We start from the raw sequence: 17,663 nt of genomic DNA on the forward strand, positions 1-17,663 counted from the left end.
TCGGTCGCGGGATTGCGAGTTTCCTTATCGACACGGCCCAAAATCCACATGTCGCGGTTATTGACCCGCCTGCCCCGCAGGCCTATGTGCCCCCTGTCCGCATCCGGCGGACGCCACTCACACTGGACCCATGGACACCTACCCTAGTCGTTGCGGGACGATCGTCCCGCGGCTTCGGAAAATCGGAAAGGCCGCGCCGGCGTTCGCCGGGCGAGCGTAGGGTCCCCTCCGCTCGCCCCGTCGACCCGTCGGTCGGCATGGAGGCGAGCATGATCAAGACCACCGCCCTCCGCGAACGCGTCTGGACCGTTCGCGCGCCCGGCCATCGCCGGGACTTCACGCATGTCGTCGCCCGCGGCGATGTGCTCTACATCCGCCGGGACCGTTCGCCGTTCCCGCTGGCGGCCTGGCGCGTGGAGCAAGGCTCCGGCGCGCTGCGCCGCGTCTGGGCGCTGGAAGACGAGCCTCCGGCTGCGTCTTGGCGGTCGCGCCGCAAGGCCGCCTGACCCACGCCCCGTCGGCGGGCCGCCTCGCGCGGTCCGCCGCCCCCAATCCAGACACCCTGAAACTCCAAGGAGCGGACCATGGCCCGTCAAGCCAAGTCCGGCGGCTCGCTCGAACGCGAAGTGATCGCCGCCGTCGTCATCCTCTACCTGGCTCTGTCGGCCGTCATGCTGGTCATCCACTACATGCAGCCCCCCGAACAGCCGACCATCACCTCCTCCACCTCCCCGTCGCACGAGGCGCACCGCGCCATCGACGCCGCCCGCTAGCCAACGGAGGCGCCCATGATCACCGCCATCGCCAAGACCCCGTTCGACGCCGGCATCCTCGACCGCGTCTGGCTTCGCCTGCGGCAGGGCGATCTCGCCGCGCGGCGCGAGACGCTCGACGCCCTGGGCTGCCGCTTCCCCGCCCCGTCCGAGGGCTACGAAGAGGACGACGCCTTCATCTATCTGCCGGTCTCGCCCCTGGTCCGCCGGGGCGACCACATCCATCAGGACACCGTCTATTTCGCGATCGGCGACACCATCCTGGTGACGCTCGAACCGGACGACGGCTTCCCGCCGTTCGACCGCGCCCTGGCCACCCTGCAACGCCGGCCGGAGCTGATCCGGACCGCGCACGGCGTCATGTACGCCCTGCTCTCGGCCATGAACTCGGCCGCCCACCAGATCGTCGAACTGGCCAGCAACGCGCTGGACGCCATGACCGGGCCGATCACCGAGATCATGGACGGAACCGATGAGAAGGGCCGCGAGCTGGGCGTCGGCGACATCGCCGGAGCGATGAGCCAGCTCAACGAGAACGAGGACCTGATCTCGCGCATGCAGGAAGGCCAGCTGCTGCTGGAACGCGCCGCGCGCTACCTGCGCAACGAGGTTGGGGGCTCGAATGCGGACCTCCGCCTATCGATCGAGACGCTGATCTCGGACATCCAGAGCGTGAAGGAGCACGCCGGTTTCGAGCACGACAAGCTGCGCTACCTGCAGAACGCGGTGATGACCTCGCTGAACGTCAAGCAGAACCAGATCGTGAAGGTGTTCACCATCATCACCGCGGTGTTCCTGCCGCCGACCCTGGTGGCGACCTTCTACGGCATGAACTTCGCGGTCATGCCGGAGCTGGCGTGGAAGCACGGCTTTCCGATGACCATCATCCTGACCCTCCTCGCGGCCCTGCTGCCGCTGGTCTACATCAAGCAGAAGGGCTGGCTTCGGTGAGGGCGGCGGCGTTGCTGCTGGGCCTCGCCGCGATGGCGAACGAGGCCCGGGCCGCCGGTGGAGCGCATGTGGTCGACGACGCCGGGGTGGAAACGCCCGGCGTCTGCCACCTGGAGACCTGGGTCACGGGTCACGGCGCCGGCGACGGCTCCGTGACCCTGGCCCCGGCCTGCACGCGTACGGCTTGGCCCCGCGTCGAGCTGGGCGCGTCAGCCACGGTCGCCCGGTCCGGCGGCGCGGACGACACGACCTTCGGTCCGGCCGTGAAGCTGAACCTTCGGCCGCTGGAGAGCGGCCTGGGCCTGGGGATCATCGCCTCGGGAAGCTGGAGCGCCGACAGCGGGCGGCTGGAGTCCGCCGCCCTGCTGGCGCCGGTCTCCGTCGCACTCGGCGAGGGGACTCGGCTCAACCTCAACGCCGGCTGGCACTACAGCCGGACGGGCGAGCGGAGCCATCAGGCCTTCTACGGGGCCCAGGTCGAAGTCGACCTCGCTCCGGGCTGGTCGGCGATGGCCGAGGCCTTCGGTCACGACGACGGCCGGACCGGCGCCCAGCTTGGCCTGCGCTGGACGCCCGGCGGCGGGACCGTCGACCTGGACCTGCTCGCCGGCCGCTACCTGGACGGGGCGACCCGGGACGCGATCACCGTCGGGATCACGGCGCGGCGCTAGCGACGGGGACATGCTCCGCGAAGCGGTGCGTGTCCCCGTGTTCCGGAGCGAGGGGACACGCACCCTGCGGGAGCATGCCCCCAAGACGGCGCCGCCGTGCGTGGTTCGAGACGCTCGCTTGAAGCTCGCTCCTCACTATGACGAATGCTGAGGGCGTCATGGTGAGGAGCGGCCCCTCCGGTCCGCGTCTCGAACCACGCAACGCCCCGTTGCCCTCCGCTCCGGAAACCCGCATGGAAGCGTCAATCTCATTCCCATTCGGAGCCTCATCCGCATGACGCCTTTCGTCCGGGCCCTGCTCGTCGCATCCGCCCTCGTTTCGGCCGTTCCGGCGCTGGCCCACGCCCGCGCCGAGGTCGCCCAGATCCTGACCACGCCGGACTCGGTCGACGACCGGTCCTACGCCCAGCCCCGCGTCGCGCGGGTGACCAACGTCGACCTGGATCTGGCCATCGACTTCGCGAGCAAGGGCGTCTCCGGCACGGCCGCCCTGGACGTCCTGGCCGCGCCCGGCGCCAAGGCCGTCGTGCTCGACGCCCTGGGCCTGAAGATCGAGAAGGTGACCGACGGCAAGGGCCGCGCCCTGCCCTGGAGCCTGGGCAAGGACGACCCGGATGGCGAGAAGGGCGCGCCGCTGACCATCACCCTGAACGGCGCGAAGCGGGTGGTGATCACCTACCGCACGGGCCCCGATCCCCTGGCGCTGCAGTGGCTGCCGGCCGAGCTGACCGCCGGCAAGACCAAGCCGTTCCTCTACAGCCAGGGCCAGGCGATCCTGAACCGGAGCTGGATCCCGACCCAGGACAGCCCCGGCGTGCGCCAGACCTGGTCGGCCCGCATCGTGGTGCCGGAAGGCCTGACCGCGGTGATGAGCGGCTTGCGCCTGACGCCCGAAGGCGAGCCCGCCGGCCCCGGCAAGCGCGCCTACCGCTTCCGCATGGAGCACCCGACCGCGCCCTATCTGATCGCCATCGCCGTCGGCGACCTAGCCTTCAAGCCGCTCGGCGCCCGCACCGGCGTCTACACCGAGCCGGCGATGATGGACCGCGCCGCCGCCGAACTCACCGACACCGAGAAGATGGTCGAGGCCGCCGAGCGGCTCTACGGCCCCTACCGCTGGGGCCGGTACGACGTGCTGGTCCTGCCGCCGGCCTTCCCGTACGGCGGGATGGAGAACACCACCCTCACCTTCCTGACCCCGACCTTCATCACCGGCGACAAGGCCAACGTCGGGCTGGTCGCCCACGAGCTGGCGCACAGCTGGTCGGGCAACCTGGTGACCAACGCCACCTGGAACGACATCTGGCTGAACGAGGGCTTCACCAGCTACGTCGAGAACCGGCTGATGGAGGAGCTCTACGGCCCCGCCCGCGCCGAGATCGAGGCCGATCTCAGCTGGGACGAACTGCAGCGCGCCATGAAGGAGCGCAAGCCGGAGCAGCTGACCCTGCAGGGTTCGGCCACCTCGGTGGAGTACATCAAGGGCGAGGCCTTCCTGCGTACGCTGGAGCACGCCGTCGGCCGCGAGCGCTGGGACGCCTGGCTGCGCGGCTACTTCGACCGCTACGCCTTCCAGCCCCAGACCACGGCCCGTTTCCTCGCCGATCTGCGCGAGCATCTGGTGAAGGGCGACAGCGCGCTGGAGGCCAGGCTCCAGCTCGACGAGTGGGTCTACAAGCCGGGCATTCCGTCGAACGCCTACCACAAGGCCTCCCCGGCCCTGCTGGAGGTCGACCGCCAGGTCGCGGCCTTCGTCGCCGGCGCGCCGGCCTCGTCGATCCCCGCCAAGGCCTGGACGACGCAGGAGTGGCAGCGGTTCCTGAACAACCTGCCGCGCAAGCTGACCCCGACCCAGATGGCCGACCTGGACGGCGCCTTCGCGCTGTCGCAATCGACCAACGCCTACGTCCGCGCGGCCTGGCTCCAGCTGGTCGTCGCCAACCGCTACGAGCCCGGCCTGGCCTCGCTCGAGCAGTTCCTGACCGGCGTCGGCCGCGGCCTGTTCGTGAATCCGCTCTACAACGGGCTGATCAAGGACAAGGACTGGGGCCTGCCCCTGGCCAAGCGCTACTTCGCCGAGGCGCGCGGGACCTATCACCCGTCGCTGTCGACCGGCATCGCCAGGCGGATCGAGGCGGCCGAAGCGGCGAAATAGCCGCTCCGGGGACATGCTCCCAAAGGGTGCGTGTCCCCGCTTCCCTAGACCATCTCGGGGGACGCGAACGCTGCGCGATCATGTCCCTGCTTGGCCCCGGCCACCGCAGCCAACGCCGCGTCGATCACCTCCAACCCGGCGCCGGACTTCACGCTCTCGACGGTAAGGATCCGGCGCCAGGCGCGAGCGCCGGGACGGCCGTGGAACAGGCCCAGCATGTGCCGGGTCATCCCCGACAGATGCCACCCCTCCGCCAGCCGCGCGGCGACGTAGGGCTTGTAGCGTTCGACCGCCTCGAACAGGTCGACGTCCTCCACCGCCTCGCCGAACACCCGCCGGTCGGCCTGCGCCAGCAGCGCCGGCTCGTGGTAGGCCGCGCGTCCCAGCATCACCCCGTCGACATGGCCCAGGTGCTCCTCCGCCGCGTCCAGCGACGGCACGCCGCCGTTGATCACGATGGTCAGGTCCGGACGCTCGCGCTTGAGCCGATAGACCAGCGGATAGTCGAGCGGCGGGATGTCCCGGTTCTCCTTCGGCGACAGGCCCTGCAGCCACGCCTTGCGGGCGTGGACCACGAACAGGCTCACCCCCGCCTTGGCCGACAGGTCGACCAGCCGGAACAGGCTCTCCTCGGGGTCCTGGTCGTCGACGCCGATGCGGCACTTCACGGTCGACGGAATCTTCACGGCGTCGATGATCGCCGCCATGCATTCGGCCACCAGCTCGGGCTCGCGCATCAGGCAGGCGCCGAACCGGCCGCTCTGCACCCGGTCGGACGGACAGCCGACGTTGAGGTTGATCTCGTCGTAGCCCAGGTCCTCGCCGATCTTCGCGGAAGCGGCCAAATCCCTAGGGTCCGACCCGCCCAGCTGCAGCGCCACCGGATGCTCGACCGGATCGTAGCCCAGCAGCCGCGCGCGATCTCCGTGCAGCACCGCCCCGGTGGTCACCATCTCGGTATAGAGCAGCGCTCGCCGCGACAGCACCCGATGGAACGCCCGGAAATGCCGGTCGGTCCAGTCCATCATAGGTGCTATACTAAGTAAATGATGTTGATTTTTCAATGACTTCTCGTTATATTTCAACATCCAGACTCAACGATCGGGGCCGCGATTTTGCGACGTTCCGCGACCCTTTTCGCCACCGTTCGACATCTCCCTGCACCGGTTTCGCACGCAAAAGAATGGCCACCATCCTAAAACAGAAATCCGGCCGCTGGCGCGTCCAAGTCCGCCGCAAGGGTCGCTATCTGAGCGAGACGTTCAGCCTTCGCAAGGACGCGGAAGCCTGGGCGCGCCGCGTTGAACGCGACCTGGACGTGGGGCGCAAGCCCGTTCCGCGCAAGCTGGAGGGCATCCAGACCTTCGGCGACCTCATCGATCTGCATGTCAGCGACATGAGGAGCGTCGGCAAGGCGCCCGGCCGGTCGAAGAGCTACAGCATGGAGTTCCTCAAGCGACGGCTTGGCAGGATCCGCCTCGCCGACCTGGACCGGGAAACGCTGATCGACTTCGGCAAGGCGCGCGCCAAGGAGGGCGCCGGCCGCATGACCTTGAGCATCGATCTTGGCTACGTCCGCACGTTGCTCGCCTATGGCGCCGCCGTCCACGGCCTGCCCTTTTCGCCAGAGCCAGTCGACCTCGCGCGCATCGCGCTGCGTATGCTCGGCCTCGTAGGCAAGGGCGAAGAGCGCGACCGGCGGCCGTCCGATCGGGAGATCGAACGACTGGTCGAACACTTCCGCGGACTGAACAGCTCGACGATCCCGATGGGGCGCATCATCAAGTTCGCGATCGCCACGGCCATGCGCCAGGAAGAGATCTGCCGCGTCCTTTGGGAAGACCTCGACGAGCGGCACAAGATGCTGCTGATCCGCGACCGCAAGGATCCACGGCACAAGCGCGGCAACCATCAGAACATCCCGCTGCTCGATGTCAGCAGCTATGACGCCTGGGCGCTCGTCGAGGACCAGGCCAAGCACCTTGGCCACCGGAGAGGACGCATCTTCCCGTACAACAGCCGATCCGTCGGAACGGCGTTCCGTAGGGCTTGCCATCAACTACGGATCGACGACCTGCACTTCCACGATCTCCGGCACGAGGCTACGAGCCGACTATTCGAGGCCGAGTACGAGATTCCTGAAGTGTCGCTGGTCACGGGTCACAAGGACTGGAAAATGCTCCAGCGCTACACCCATATCCGGCCGCAGGACCTGCACGCGATCGGCGCGCGCCGGCGGGCTGCTCGGGAGTTGAGCTCCGCAACGCGGGGCGAGCAAGGCGGCCGTGACCGCTAGACGCCTCCCCCGATCTGCCCTCCTTGAGGAAGTCGAGATGAGTTTGGACAGAACCCTGCGCCCCATCCGCAGCGCGGCGGATTTCGAGACCGCCCTGCGAGAGTACGACAGCTATTTCGAGAACGAGCCGGAGCCCGGCACCGAGGCCGCCCAGCGGTTCGAAGCGCTCGGTCTCCTGCTCGCGAAGTATGAAGGGGATCACGGCCCGATCTAGCAGCCCGCGCCGTCTTTGCGGGAGCGCTATCCTCCCGCCACGGACGGATCACCGACGCCTCACGTGAACAGCACCCTCCTCCGCATAATCTCGTTGGCGTCATCGCGCCGCGCCGGCCACGCCCCCACGATTACTACGTCTCGGCAGCGCTATGAGCGGACCTGCTTGCTCTCCGAGGTAGAGACATCGCCGTCGTCGATCACTGGCGCGGAGGTAGTGCCGCCTCGAAACGCGACCATGCCACTCCCTGCCCACAGCGCTAGTCCTTCGCCGGCTCCCGCCAATAGCGCTCGTAGCGCCACTCGACCGGCAGCCCGACCTGACCCTCGTCACCCTTGTTCTCGACCCAATCGAGGAGCTTCTTCACGTCCTGGGCCGCGAAGTCATCCTTCCAGCCGGGACGGCTGATGATGAAGTCCTTGAAGCCGGCTGGCAGGGTCGGCGCCTGGGCGCCCCAATAGGTGAAGTTCCGCCCGACGAGGACACGATCCACACTCGTGTCGCGGTTGAGGTTTCGCTCATTAGCCTCGTCAGACCAGCTGTGCCGCGAGAGGGCCTGCTGGAAGGGCCCATCCTGTGTCAGGCGCGAGTAGATGTTGTCGCCGAAGCGCTGCTGCAAGCTGCCGTTCATGACGGGGCGCTTGCGCTTGAACTCGGCGTCTTCCCAGTAGTCGTTGAAGGTCAGGATGTCCTCGACCTCCATGACGAAGATCGCCTTGCCGTCTAAGCCTCGCTTTGCCGATCCTGTGCCAAGCACCCAGTCGCCCTTCTTCGCCTTTCGCCTGATGTGCGGCTTGCACGTGGCCAACGAGCACACGTTAAAAAACGGATTCGGCGCGAACCCGTGATCCCATCGCACTACGTACGAAAACAGCGTCACCGACAGGCCCCCTAGTGTCCTTTGTGCCGCGGCGTCGGCGGCGCCTTGCGCGGCTTGCCATCCGGGTTGTTCCAGATGGTCTCGTCGCGGCAAATAGCGCCTTCGATTTCAGCGGCGTCGACGCGAACGGCCCCCTCACCGTACTGATGAATCGGAATGGGCAGCGTGTCGCCCGTGGCGGCGCCCGACCACACCGCGATAACTCTCTTGCCAAGCTTGCGTGCCAGCTCGGCGATCTCCACGATAACCTTGTCGCCGATGGTTTCCGGGCAGATCAGGATCACGACGACGTCGGCTTCCTCGACGCAGTGCTCAAACTGGTCGACTGGATCCTTGTCGCAGACGACCTCTCCGCCCCCCGCACGGACCAGCTTCTTGATCTGCTCGATCTCAGGCTCGCGACCGGCAACCGGAACGACATAGACCTTCCTCAGCGCAGCGGCCATTTGCCGACTCCCCAACGCCCATTGTTCACGACCTGTTCTATCCGCGTCGCCGAACCCCGTCCAGCCAGCTTGCGGCTCCTTCAGAATCCCGCGTTGATTGTAGCGCCACGGGGATGAGACCAGAAGTAATGGTGCGGCCGTACCGGAATATCAGCTTCGCCACGGCCGAGAGCTTCAGGGTCGTGCTGGACGATGGCGCGGTGGTCACAGTGCGTGGTCACGAAACCCGTGAACTGCGCAATCGGGTGACAGCCCTGGAGCGGCCGCGCGAGCGCTGCGTCTTTCTGCCGGGCCGCCGTAACGACATCTTCGCCCAGATCGCTGAGACGATGTGGGTCATCGCCGGGCGCGACGACCTTCCGTGGCTGACCCGCTACCTTGAACGCGCGCCCGACTTCTCTGACGACGGCGGGGCGACCTGGCGCAGTGCGTACGGTCCGCGGCTGCGATCATGGCCCGGCGGGGTCGATCAGATCGATGCATGGAGACAGCTCCTGATCGCCGATCGCGCCAGCCGCCGGGCGGTCGGGGTGATCTTCGATCCCGCCCGCGACTTCGTTGAAAGCAACGACGTCCCCTGCAACAACTGGCTCAGCTGGATTATCAGAGACGGCCGGCTACACATGAACGTCGCCATCCGCAGCAACGACGCCATGTGGGGCTTCTCGGGCGTGAACGCCTTCGAGTGGAGCGTGCTGCAGGAGATGCTAGCCTTTTGGTTGGACAGTGAGGTTGGCGAGGCCACCTTTTTCGCCACCTCCTACCACCTATATCGCCGGCACTTCGACCGCGCGCAGCAGATCACCGAACGCTTCTTCGGTGTGAGCCCCTACGATTTCGGCATAGCGCCACCCGCTTTCCAGACCGCTTGGGCGGACTTCGAGGCGGCGCTAGCCGATTGGTTCGCTCAAGAAACGGCCGTGCGCGCCGATCCCGACGCGGAACTTGGCGAGAACCTTGCCATGTCCGATCCCTTCCTCGCGGGCACACTCCAGCTGCTGAGACTGAAGTGGGGAGCACAGCGGTGGTCTCCAGATCGCCTGGCGGAGGAGCTGGCGCGGCTGCCCGAGAACGACTTCACGGCGGCGGCGTACGAGTTCTTCGGGCGGACACGGCCCGAGCTACTGCAGGGCATCCCTCAGCCTAGAATCTACGCCTTTTTCGCGGCCTGCCGCACCGGTCAGAAGGCGGATACGGCTGGGCTGAAGGCGGCGTTGAAGCGGCTGCACGCGCGGAAGAACAGCAGCTATGGGGGGGCCTGGAAGCGGCGCGGGGAGCGGGTGAGCGTGGTGCCTAACATCGCCCGGAAGGTCGATCGCCTGGAGAACTTTGCCAAGACCGGCGAAGAGCTGACCGGGGAGACGATCCTCGACACCGCGCTCGACCTCTATGTCTACGCAGCCAAGTACCGGCTCTTCCTTGCCGAACAAGAGGGAGGCGACCGCAGCCTGGTGCCGGCCGATGCGCCGGAGCCTCTGACCGACAACGACATCAATTTCGAAGTGCTGGTGGATGCCGCCGACTTCGACGGGAACGCCGATGGAGACGTGACAGCAGCCATCGAGCAGGTCGTCGGAATATTTGCCGACTTATGGCCGCAAGTAGAGGATGGCGCCGCCATCGAGATTCGCACTCAGCGTGCCGGCAACCTCACCGCTGCCTCCGAGCGCCTGGTCGGCCTCGTGGCGGCCGCTCACCCGCGCGCCGCCGCTGATTTCATCCGCCAAGAGCTACCCACTTAGCCGCTGGATATCCACATGGACGCCACAGCCCTCACCCAAATGGTTGATAAGCTGAAGGAGGAGCTGGCGCGGCGCCCGCCGACGACTCGCGCGGCCATTGTCGGCAAGACGCCGGCCGCTTTTGACCTTGTACAGGCCTTCTTCACCCTCGGCGTTCAACACCAGCTGCTCGGCGTCTACGACGAGCAGGGTACGGTCGCGTCCGGGTCTCCCCTGAGCCACCCACGCCCCATCGGTCAGCTGGGCTTAGACAAGCCCGACCTGGTGTTGATAGCCTCCGATGACGGCAAGGAGGCGCTCATCGCTGCCGCCCTGCCTCACCTCACTCCCACCACGAAGATCCTTATCGGCGGCTTCGGGCACTACCGATTCCAGGATGAGCTGTTCGACCGCGAGACAGGCAACGCCTTCGCCCCGTCGTTCGCGAACGGCTACCCCAACACCCTGATCCATATCTACCAGTGCCTCCAGAACGCCGGCCGCGCCAACCTGCAGGGAGTCGTTGCCGAGTTCGGCATGTTCAAGGGCGGGACCACGATGCTGATCTCCCGCTTCATTGAGGCGCTCGGCAAGGACTGGAAGGTGTTCGGGTTCGACACCTTCGGCGGCTTCCCCGCCCCGAGAAGCCCGCTCGACATGTACGCCCATCCAGACTGCGTTTACCTAGATCAGAAAACTGTGGAGCGTTTTTTCGAGGGGCGGAACGTCGAGGTCGTCGCCGGCGACATCGTCGAGACCGCAAAGCGCCTCAGCAGAGAAAAAATTGTTCTGGCCTTCGTCGACACGGACAACTTCACCTCGGCCGACCGGATTCTGGACATAATCACACCCCAGATAGAAGTCGGTGGAGCGATCGTCTTCGACCACTTCACCGGCCGGAATCGCTTCCTCTACACCCTCGGCGAGCGTTTCGCGGCCAAGCGGCTCTTGGACGACTCGCGGTACTTTAACTTGCACGACACCGGCGTCTTTCTAAGGGTGAGGTAATCCAGCATGCGGCGAGCCCCACTCGTATTTACCCGCGCCAAAGAGCCCACACCCCGGCCCGGCGTGTATCCCCTTTACTGGCAGTTCGCCTCACGCCGCCATGCAGCTTTCGAAAAGCGGCTGTCCGGTGCCGCTTGGCCCTGGACCGATGATCGTATCCTGCAGACCTTCAAGTTCTGTAACGTCTTCCGGGCCGCTGATCGCGTCTCACAGTACATGATCAAGGACGTGGCCTACGCTGACGACGCCGGTGATTTCGCTGACCGCGCCTTTCAGATCGTTGCCTTCCGGACGTTCAGCAACATCGAGACCTGGGACGGTCTGCGACAGGAGTTAGGCCATGCACCGCGCGTGGCGGACCTCTCGTCAGGTGCCTTTGAGAAGGCTCTGGATCGCGTGAAACGCCGCAACGGCGGCCTCTACACAGGCGCATTCATCCTCTGCGCCACCAAGGCGTATGGCTTTGACGACAAGCACCGCAACCACGTCGGGCTGTTCAAGCACATGTTCGTTCAGGAGCGCCTGGACCGCACCATCGCCGGCTCCAACTCGCTTGAGCAGGTCGTACGCGCGCTGCAGTCCTTCCCTCTTATGGGACCATTCATGGCCTATCAGACGGCGATCGACCTGAACTACTCCGAGCTCATCGACTTCAGCGAGAACGATTACACCCAAGCCGGTCCTGGCGCGCTCCGCGGGCTAAAAAAGGCTTTCCTCGACCTTGGCGACTTCTCGCCCTCCGACGCGATCCTCTGGATGGTGGAACACCAGGCCGAGGCGTTCGCCGAGCTTCAGCTGCCGTTCAAAGGGCTCTTCGGGCGTTCCCTGCACGCCATCGACTGCCAGGGCCTCTTTTGCGAGCTCGACAAATACTGCCGCGAGGCTGCGCCCGAGCTGGTCAGCAACCGAAGCCGGATCAAGGCGCGCTTTGCTGCCTCAGCCAAGCCGCTCGCGCTTTTCTTTCCGCCTAAGTGGGGACTGACGCCAGACAAGACGCTTATCCCTGCCGCGCTCGCGGCTGGACAGACCGCGGCCGCCGAGCAGCTTGAGTTCTTCGAAGACGTCTGCGGCGAGGGCAACAGCCCGCGCAAGACAGTGATGAGCCGCGACGACGAAACGATAGCCGCCTGAGGCCCGGCCGCGTTCTTCAGGTAATCGAAGAACAGCTTGGCCCAGGCGAAGTGAGACACGGGGCGCGAGCCCACGGCACCGACCTTACAGGCGGGTCAACGCGGGCCACGGTGCCGGCCCCAAAATCGTGAGCTGACCGCTCCCGCCGCCCTTCGGCGGGTACGGGAGCGCCGGAATGGTCCGGTGTCTCCGAAGCCGGGCTAGAATTCACGAGCACGGCGCACGAAGGCTGGCGTAACATCGCGATCCAGCTGACCGAAGCATGGCCCCTGCGTCCTAGCTGGTCGACCCGATGTTAGAACGCGATGTCTCAGCGCCCTTTCCTTGAAGTGAACACGTCCGCTCACGACACCCTGACGAGCTTGATTTTCGCGTGCCAACTAAGGCGCCGGTCAGGCCCCCTCCACAACTGCGATTAGAAAGATTCTTGACAACACGCGGTTCGGACTCGCGTTTTGCTCAAGCGTGATCTGGCGTGCTGATTGAGAGCGGGGGCTCAAATGACCACGGTTGAGGCCTTCCAGGCCGCAGTTGTCCGCACCGATCGCCGCAAGAAGGACAAGACGCGAATTGCCGTCATGGGCGTGTTCGGCGAGCTCGGCTCCCTGATGGCAGAGTTCAAGAAGCGCTCGCGGGACGGAACGAGTTATCGGTCCTTCCACGAACACCTCGTCGAGGAAGCGGGCGACCTCCTATGGTATCTGACCATTCTGGCGGTGGATTTGGGCGTGCAGTGGACGGACATCCTGTCCGAAGTCTACGGAAAGCCCGTAGGCGCTCAGACGCGCCTGAGTGAACTGGACAAGCTCCCCCTCCCCGCGCACGGCGTAGAGGCTAACCTTTGGCTCCGCGCCGCCGGAAAGGCCGGCCTGCTCGCCGAGACGGCAGAGCGGTCGGGCTCAAGCCTGCGGCCCATGCTCGTTGAAACCACCAGCGCCGCTCTGGTCGCCATGCGCGACGCGAAGATTTCGCTGAGCAGAGCGGCAACCTCGAACATCGCCAAGAGCGAGTCCCGTTTTCCGCAAACCGAAGTCCACCTGCCGCTCTATGACGACCGGCCGCACCCTGACGGCAGGATCCGCCCGGACGAACGCCTGCCGAAGTACATGGTCTTCCACTTCGAGGAGATCCAAATCGGAAAGAAGACGCTCGTCGTACAGAAGGTGCACACGATCAAGATTGGCGACCCGCTAACCGACAACATCGCCGAGCCTGACCACTACCGTTTTCACGATGTGTTCCACCTCGCCTACGCAGCGATCCTTGGGTGGTCGCCGGTGCTGCGAGCGCTGCTGAAGGCAAAGCGGAAATCGGTGGGGACGCTGGATGAGAACGAGGACGGCGCCCGGGCCATCCTCCTCGAAGAAGGCATCTCCACCTACATCTTCAACTGGGCCAAGCCCGACTACTTCAAGGGCGTAAAGAAGATCGACTACACGCTCCTGAAGACGATTAAGCACTTTGTCCGCGGGTATGAGGTCGAGGACCAACCGTTCTGGGCTTGGGAAAAGGCAATCTTGAGAGGCTATTCCGTCTTCCGAGAGCTCGTTGAGCACCGACGCGGCTTGGTAACCATCGACCTCACTAAGCGCGATCTCTTTTACGAACTCATCCCGCCCTCGCCCAGCTAGACGCCCTGTGCCTTAAGGAAGGCGGACACCGCCCCGCCATCCTCGCCCTGCAGGTTCGGCTCCAAGTGCGCGCGAAGTGCAATGCAGGTCAGTGGGCCTATATCGAGGCCTGCCTCAACGGCCACAAACGCCTGAAGGCGGGCCAGTCCCAGCAGATTTCCGAGGGCGCGCTCCACGTAGTAGTGCGATCGATAGATGGCCGTCAGCCGCAGCGCGCCAGCGTGATCGACCTTGAACGAGAGATGACTTAGGCACGGCCCCCCGCGCGAGAGCTTACAGTCCCGCTCCGGCAGGTAAGTGGAAATCTCGAAGGCCTCGTCGGTGATCGGGATTTCGTAGTGGTTCTTTGCACCTCGAGCGGTAGCCGCGCGTCTCGCGAGCTTTTCGACCACGATGTCTAGAGGATTGACTGGCTCGCCGGTTTTCATGAGCAATGGCTTACCCTTAAAATCTCGGCGCCGGATCATGCGGTCGAAGTAGGTTCCCCACTGCGTCCGGACCATGGGGAGGATTTCGGCGTCGTAGCGTTCGTAGAGGCCGCCGCGGCCGAACTTCCGATAGACCTCGAGCGGAAAGATCGTGTTGGCCACTGTGGTGGTGGTCCCAATCCCGGTGTTTGCCGCAAATGCGTCAAAGGCTGCGTACAGCGCCTCGTCACCAGCGGTCTTCGCTGCTGGGTTCGACACGCTGTAGACCAAGTTCCAGCAGGCGCGCCCTGGCTGTCCTTTGAGGTAGCGGCTTGCCTGTAGCCATGCCGTCGATACGTCAGGCGCATCGGGAAGGGTCGCCGCATTCGACATCAGTTCAGTTCCTCAATAGTCAGGCAGGCCAAGGTCGCTTCCTGCATGTAGTCGGCGTGAGCCCAAACGTGCCCGGCCTGCCCCCAAGCCTTACCCCACGAGTTTCGAAGCAGGTAAACGGCCCCCTCGTCGGTTTCGCAGACAGCGATGATGACGACGGCATGGCACGCTTCTATCGGAAGCACCCTGGCGCGAAGCAGACCCGCCTGATCCTCCACACCCCAAAACTCTCCACCGATTGCCAGCGTCGAGACGACCGGCTGGCCATTCTGGAGGGCATCCCTCACAAGCAGAGGAGCAAAGCCGGACGCCGCTTGGCGTGCCTTGAAGGCAGGCGAATCGTTCATTGATGCTGCGGAAGAACCGTACGGCCAGGCCTCCTCCTCCACTTGCCCAAAGTTCTCCAGCACCCTCGCGGTCGCGAAGGGGCTAACGGCCTCCTCCAGCGGCTGATCCAGGACGGCGCAAGCGCGCAGGTGCAGGCATTCGGCGGAGAAATCGACACCATGCCGGCGGCTGGCGCGGTGAGCGTCGCTGACCGCGAAGGACAGGCAGGTCTGCCGCGGTCCTTGATCGCGCGCGGGTCCGAGCAGAGACCTCAAGTCGATGCCCACCCCCATCTACGCCGCCGCCAGCCGTGCACGATTGGCGCGAGACAAGCCCTTCTCGACCGGCCTGATGTTCACTTCAAACCTAGCGGCCGCCACCGCTGCCGTCTCCCACGACCGGCGCTCCGCGTAGGACGCGACGGCGAGCCCCTCGCAGCCTGCCCGGTAGTACCAAAGCTTCTCCGAGGGAGCGCCCACGGTCGCCGTGGTGATGCGGACGTCCTCCGTCAGAAGCAGCAGCCCTGGATCCACCTCGCTGGCCGTCCAGCGGTAGCCCGCCGCCGACTTCTGCAAGAGCCCGACGCGGAGCAGGTCACCACCGGCGGCAGGCACCCGATGACCTTGGTCGCGGTCCGTGAGCCGCCATACGTCAGACCAGGGATTGATCCACTCCGCATCGCCGCGAAGCCGAGCCTTGAGCGCCTTTGGCTTTGTCTCCAGTGCTGCATCGACCTGCACGTCACTAATGAGAGAGTTGCGGGCGAGGCTGCGAAGCGTCGCCTCGTAGCTGCACCCGCACCGAAGGGCCATTTGGTAGGCGACATCCGGGTCCGACAGCTGGCTTGCCTGCCAGCCCTGCCGCTTGGCGTGGTAGATCAGGAGCCAGCGCGGCGCGAGGAGCTCTCCGGCGAAGGCGTCAGCTTCGATTTCCTGTAGGTGCGCGCGAAAATTTCCACGGCCTGCCGGGAGATACCCGATGGCGGCGCGCCGCAACACGCCTGGGCTGTCAAGGCTAGGGTCATGATTAAGAACCGCGTGACCGAGCTCATGCGCCCCGGTGAACCGTTGCACGGAATACGGTCGCTTGGTGCTGATGATGACGCCTGGCGCCTCTTGCTTGAGGAAAGCCCCCAGGAGACCGTCCAAAGGCTTGAATACGACGAGAATCTCAAGTTCGGCAAGGATGCCGAAGACGTCGACTTGGCCGTCCGTCGCCTCCAGCCGCTCGCGTGACTCCATCATCCTGTGGATGCGGTGGGCCTCAGCGGCACCATTGAGTCGGGCATTGCGGACGCTGCCGTTCATCGGTCACTGCGCGCCTTCAGGTAGGCGGCGAACCGCTGCAGCTCGCTAAGATCGCTGTCAGTCAGCCCCTCCGCCGCCCGGGCGAGCATAGCTACCTTCTCGTCGGCCGGCGGGGCTTCTTCCTCTCCGCTCAGGTACTGAACAGATCGGTTCAGGGTCTTCGCGAGCCGCTTCAATTCCAAGGCGTCTACCCCTCGGGTGCCGGCCTCGATGGCAATCATCGCCTGCCGAGAGACACCGATCGCAGCCGCGACCTCCTCCTGCGACATTTCAAGGTAATTGCGAGCCTCGCGAATGCGCTGGCCAAGCACTTGGCGTTCTGTGCGGTCAGGCATGAGTCACTTCCTGTTTCTTGATGAAGAGCTTCTTCAACTCGGAAACGAGGTGATCCGTCATCTCCTCGACGGAAGTATAACCGCCCATCTTCACTAATCTCGGTGGGATCTTGAACCCGACCGCGTCCTCGGCGGTCAGCAACGCGATAGTGGCTCGGTGAGAGTCGATTTCGATGATCGGCGTCAGCACCGAAACCGGCCGCCTTGGCTGCGGCGCGTCTGCCGCCAATTCAGCGGCGTCCAGCTGCTCCTGGTGCCACCACGCCGCAAGGGCGGCGCGGATCTTCGCTTCCGGGAATTCGTCGGCCGCAGCCATGGCGACTCACCTGTCCAGTTTTCCGACACAAACGATAACATCATGTCCGATTTTCTGACGTAATTTTCGACCAAGGGGCTAAGGAGCGAAAGTCAGCAAGCGTCCGCGGTTCGAAACTCGATCGACGCGAAGTTGAGCACCTAAACTCGGCATGCTGCGAGCAGCCCCCCAATGCTGCTACGGGTCAAACCCGAACCACCGCTCCTCGCCGAGCCGAATGTCTGACTTTCGGTGCGCTCCTGTCCGGCAAATGCTATGGATTCGCTCATGAAGCACTCTTCGGCAAAGTACCAGGTAGCTCCTGCCCCCACCGGGGGATGGGCCGTTCGCCAGGATAACGGCGCGGCGAAGTTCTTCTCCACTCAGGGTGAAGCCGTCGCCGCCGCGCAGGCTGCTGTGCGCAAGGCCGGTGGCGAGTTGACCATTCAGGCTGCGAACGGACATGTGAAGAAGCGCTTCACGCTTGGCAGCTCGGCGATGGAGAAGCTGAACGCCGTCGAAGGCCTGACGCTCTCCACCAAAGCTCGGCAGATCTTCGCCAAGCTCGATCGGGCTGGCGCGAGCCCTGACGCACGGCGGTCGGCGATCAGTGGCGCCTTTCGGAAGGCGAAGTCCTGACGTTCGAAGGCTACGATGCGGGCGATGACCGCTATGTCGACCCTCGGACTCTGATCCTCAGGAACAGACTCGGCCTAACCGAC

At 65.2% G+C, this 17,663-nt stretch carries 20 protein-coding genes; 12 read left to right on the forward strand and 8 right to left on the reverse strand.

What is annotated here, in order from left to right; all coding sequences use genetic code 11:
* The first annotated feature begins 269 nt into the window (after nt 1-269).
* From CSW64_RS15330 to CSW64_RS15350, 5 genes are all read left to right on the forward strand, one after another.
* Complete coding sequence (locus CSW64_RS15330) at nt 270-506, forward strand: hypothetical protein (protein WP_099622914.1); 237 nt, start codon at nt 270-272, stop codon at nt 504-506.
* A gap of 78 nt (nt 507-584) precedes the next feature.
* Nucleotides 585-773, forward strand: a complete 189-nt coding sequence (locus CSW64_RS15335; RefSeq protein WP_099622915.1) for a hypothetical protein — start codon at nt 585-587, stop codon at nt 771-773.
* A 15-nt stretch (nt 774-788) separates the two neighbouring features.
* Nucleotides 789-1,724 carry a CorA family divalent cation transporter gene (locus CSW64_RS15340; RefSeq protein ID WP_099622916.1) on the forward strand — a complete coding sequence of 312 codons (936 nt, stop codon included), beginning with the start codon at nt 789-791 and terminating at the stop codon, nt 1,722-1,724.
* A complete protein-coding gene (locus CSW64_RS15345; protein WP_245863726.1) occupies nt 1,721-2,395 on the forward strand; it encodes a hypothetical protein in 675 nt (224 codons plus the stop codon). Before CSW64_RS15340 ends, CSW64_RS15345 begins: the two co-directional genes overlap by 4 nt.
* Nucleotides 2,396-2,669: 274 nt before the next feature.
* Nucleotides 2,670-4,550, forward strand: a complete 1,881-nt coding sequence (locus CSW64_RS15350) for a M1 family metallopeptidase (protein WP_099622917.1) — start codon at nt 2,670-2,672, stop codon at nt 4,548-4,550.
* 44 nt (nt 4,551-4,594) lie between these two features.
* Here the strand turns inward: CSW64_RS15350 and dusA are convergent, their stop codons facing one another.
* Nucleotides 4,595-5,638, reverse strand: coding sequence for a tRNA dihydrouridine(20/20a) synthase DusA (gene dusA / locus CSW64_RS15355; protein WP_099622918.1), 1,044 nt, complete (start codon nt 5,636-5,638; stop codon nt 4,595-4,597).
* 95 nt (nt 5,639-5,733) lie between these two features.
* On the opposite strand from dusA, the gene CSW64_RS15360 reads away from it, so the two are divergent.
* On the forward strand, nt 5,734-6,846 hold the full coding sequence (locus CSW64_RS15360) for a site-specific integrase (protein WP_099622919.1): 1,113 nt from the start codon (nt 5,734-5,736) through the stop codon (nt 6,844-6,846).
* A gap of 37 nt (nt 6,847-6,883) precedes the next feature.
* The gene (locus CSW64_RS22085) at nt 6,884-7,060 is read left to right on the forward strand and encodes a hypothetical protein (RefSeq protein WP_172448589.1); all 177 of its coding nucleotides are present in this window, start codon (nt 6,884-6,886) and stop codon (nt 7,058-7,060) included.
* A gap of 259 nt (nt 7,061-7,319) precedes the next feature.
* Here the strand turns inward: CSW64_RS22085 and CSW64_RS15365 are convergent, their stop codons facing one another.
* Both CSW64_RS15365 and CSW64_RS15370 read right to left on the reverse strand, forming a co-directional pair.
* On the reverse strand, nt 7,320-7,940 hold the full coding sequence (locus tag CSW64_RS15365; RefSeq protein ID WP_150131429.1) for an Nmad2 family putative nucleotide modification protein: 621 nt from the start codon (nt 7,938-7,940) through the stop codon (nt 7,320-7,322).
* An 11-nt stretch (nt 7,941-7,951) separates the two neighbouring features.
* Entirely contained in the window at nt 7,952-8,386 is a 435-nt protein-coding gene (locus CSW64_RS15370) for a BRCT domain-containing protein (RefSeq protein WP_099622921.1), read from the reverse strand.
* Nucleotides 8,387-8,514: 128 nt separating this feature from the next.
* Here CSW64_RS15370 and CSW64_RS15375 point away from each other — a divergent pair, with 128 nt between their 5' ends.
* The 4 genes from CSW64_RS15375 (at nt 8,515) to CSW64_RS15390 (ending at nt 13,877) form a co-directional block, all read left to right on the forward strand.
* Entirely contained in the window at nt 8,515-10,128 is a 1,614-nt protein-coding gene (locus CSW64_RS15375; RefSeq protein ID WP_172448590.1) for a thymidylate synthase, read from the forward strand.
* A 15-nt stretch (nt 10,129-10,143) separates the two neighbouring features.
* Nucleotides 10,144-11,115: a TylF/MycF/NovP-related O-methyltransferase gene (locus CSW64_RS15380; protein WP_099622923.1), complete on the forward strand. Its 972-nt coding sequence runs from the start codon at nt 10,144-10,146 to the stop codon at nt 11,113-11,115.
* A gap of 6 nt (nt 11,116-11,121) precedes the next feature.
* Nucleotides 11,122-12,246, forward strand: a complete 1,125-nt coding sequence (locus tag CSW64_RS15385) for a nucleotide kinase domain-containing protein (RefSeq protein WP_172448591.1) — start codon at nt 11,122-11,124, stop codon at nt 12,244-12,246.
* Nucleotides 12,247-12,746: 500 nt separating this feature from the next.
* Nucleotides 12,747-13,877: a pyrophosphatase gene (locus CSW64_RS15390; RefSeq protein WP_099622924.1), complete on the forward strand. Its 1,131-nt coding sequence runs from the start codon at nt 12,747-12,749 to the stop codon at nt 13,875-13,877.
* Here the strand turns inward: CSW64_RS15390 and CSW64_RS15395 are convergent.
* Genes CSW64_RS15395 through CSW64_RS15415 form a run of 5 tightly spaced genes read right to left on the reverse strand, consistent with a single transcriptional unit; the run spans nt 13,874 to nt 16,962 of the window.
* Nucleotides 13,874-14,677 (reverse strand): thymidylate synthase family protein, encoded by an 804-nt coding sequence (locus tag CSW64_RS15395; RefSeq protein WP_150131430.1) that lies wholly within the window; start codon nt 14,675-14,677, stop codon nt 13,874-13,876. The two genes, CSW64_RS15390 and CSW64_RS15395, sit on opposite strands and share 4 nt — an antisense overlap.
* On the reverse strand, nt 14,677-15,291 hold the full coding sequence (locus CSW64_RS15400) for a C1 family peptidase (RefSeq protein WP_172448592.1): 615 nt from the start codon (nt 15,289-15,291) through the stop codon (nt 14,677-14,679). Before CSW64_RS15400 ends, CSW64_RS15395 begins: the two co-directional genes overlap by 1 nt.
* Nucleotides 15,292-15,297: 6 nt before the next feature.
* Nucleotides 15,298-16,311 (reverse strand): protease inhibitor I42 family protein, encoded by a 1,014-nt coding sequence (locus CSW64_RS15405; RefSeq protein ID WP_099622927.1) that lies wholly within the window; start codon nt 16,309-16,311, stop codon nt 15,298-15,300.
* Nucleotides 16,308-16,646 (reverse strand): helix-turn-helix transcriptional regulator, encoded by a 339-nt coding sequence (locus tag CSW64_RS15410; RefSeq protein WP_099622928.1) that lies wholly within the window; start codon nt 16,644-16,646, stop codon nt 16,308-16,310. Before CSW64_RS15410 ends, CSW64_RS15405 begins: the two co-directional genes overlap by 4 nt.
* A complete protein-coding gene (locus CSW64_RS15415) occupies nt 16,639-16,962 on the reverse strand; it encodes a hypothetical protein (protein WP_099622929.1) in 324 nt (107 codons plus the stop codon). Before CSW64_RS15415 ends, CSW64_RS15410 begins: the two co-directional genes overlap by 8 nt.
* Nucleotides 16,963-17,229: 267 nt before the next feature.
* On the opposite strand from CSW64_RS15415, the gene CSW64_RS15420 reads away from it, so the two are divergent.
* Nucleotides 17,230-17,580: a DUF2188 domain-containing protein gene (locus CSW64_RS15420; RefSeq protein WP_172448593.1), complete on the forward strand. Its 351-nt coding sequence runs from the start codon at nt 17,230-17,232 to the stop codon at nt 17,578-17,580.
* Nucleotides 17,581-17,663: the final 83 nt, after the last annotated feature.

The organism is Caulobacter mirabilis (genome assembly GCF_002749615.1).
GTDB classification, from domain to species: Bacteria; Pseudomonadota; Alphaproteobacteria; order Caulobacterales; family Caulobacteraceae; genus Caulobacter; species Caulobacter mirabilis.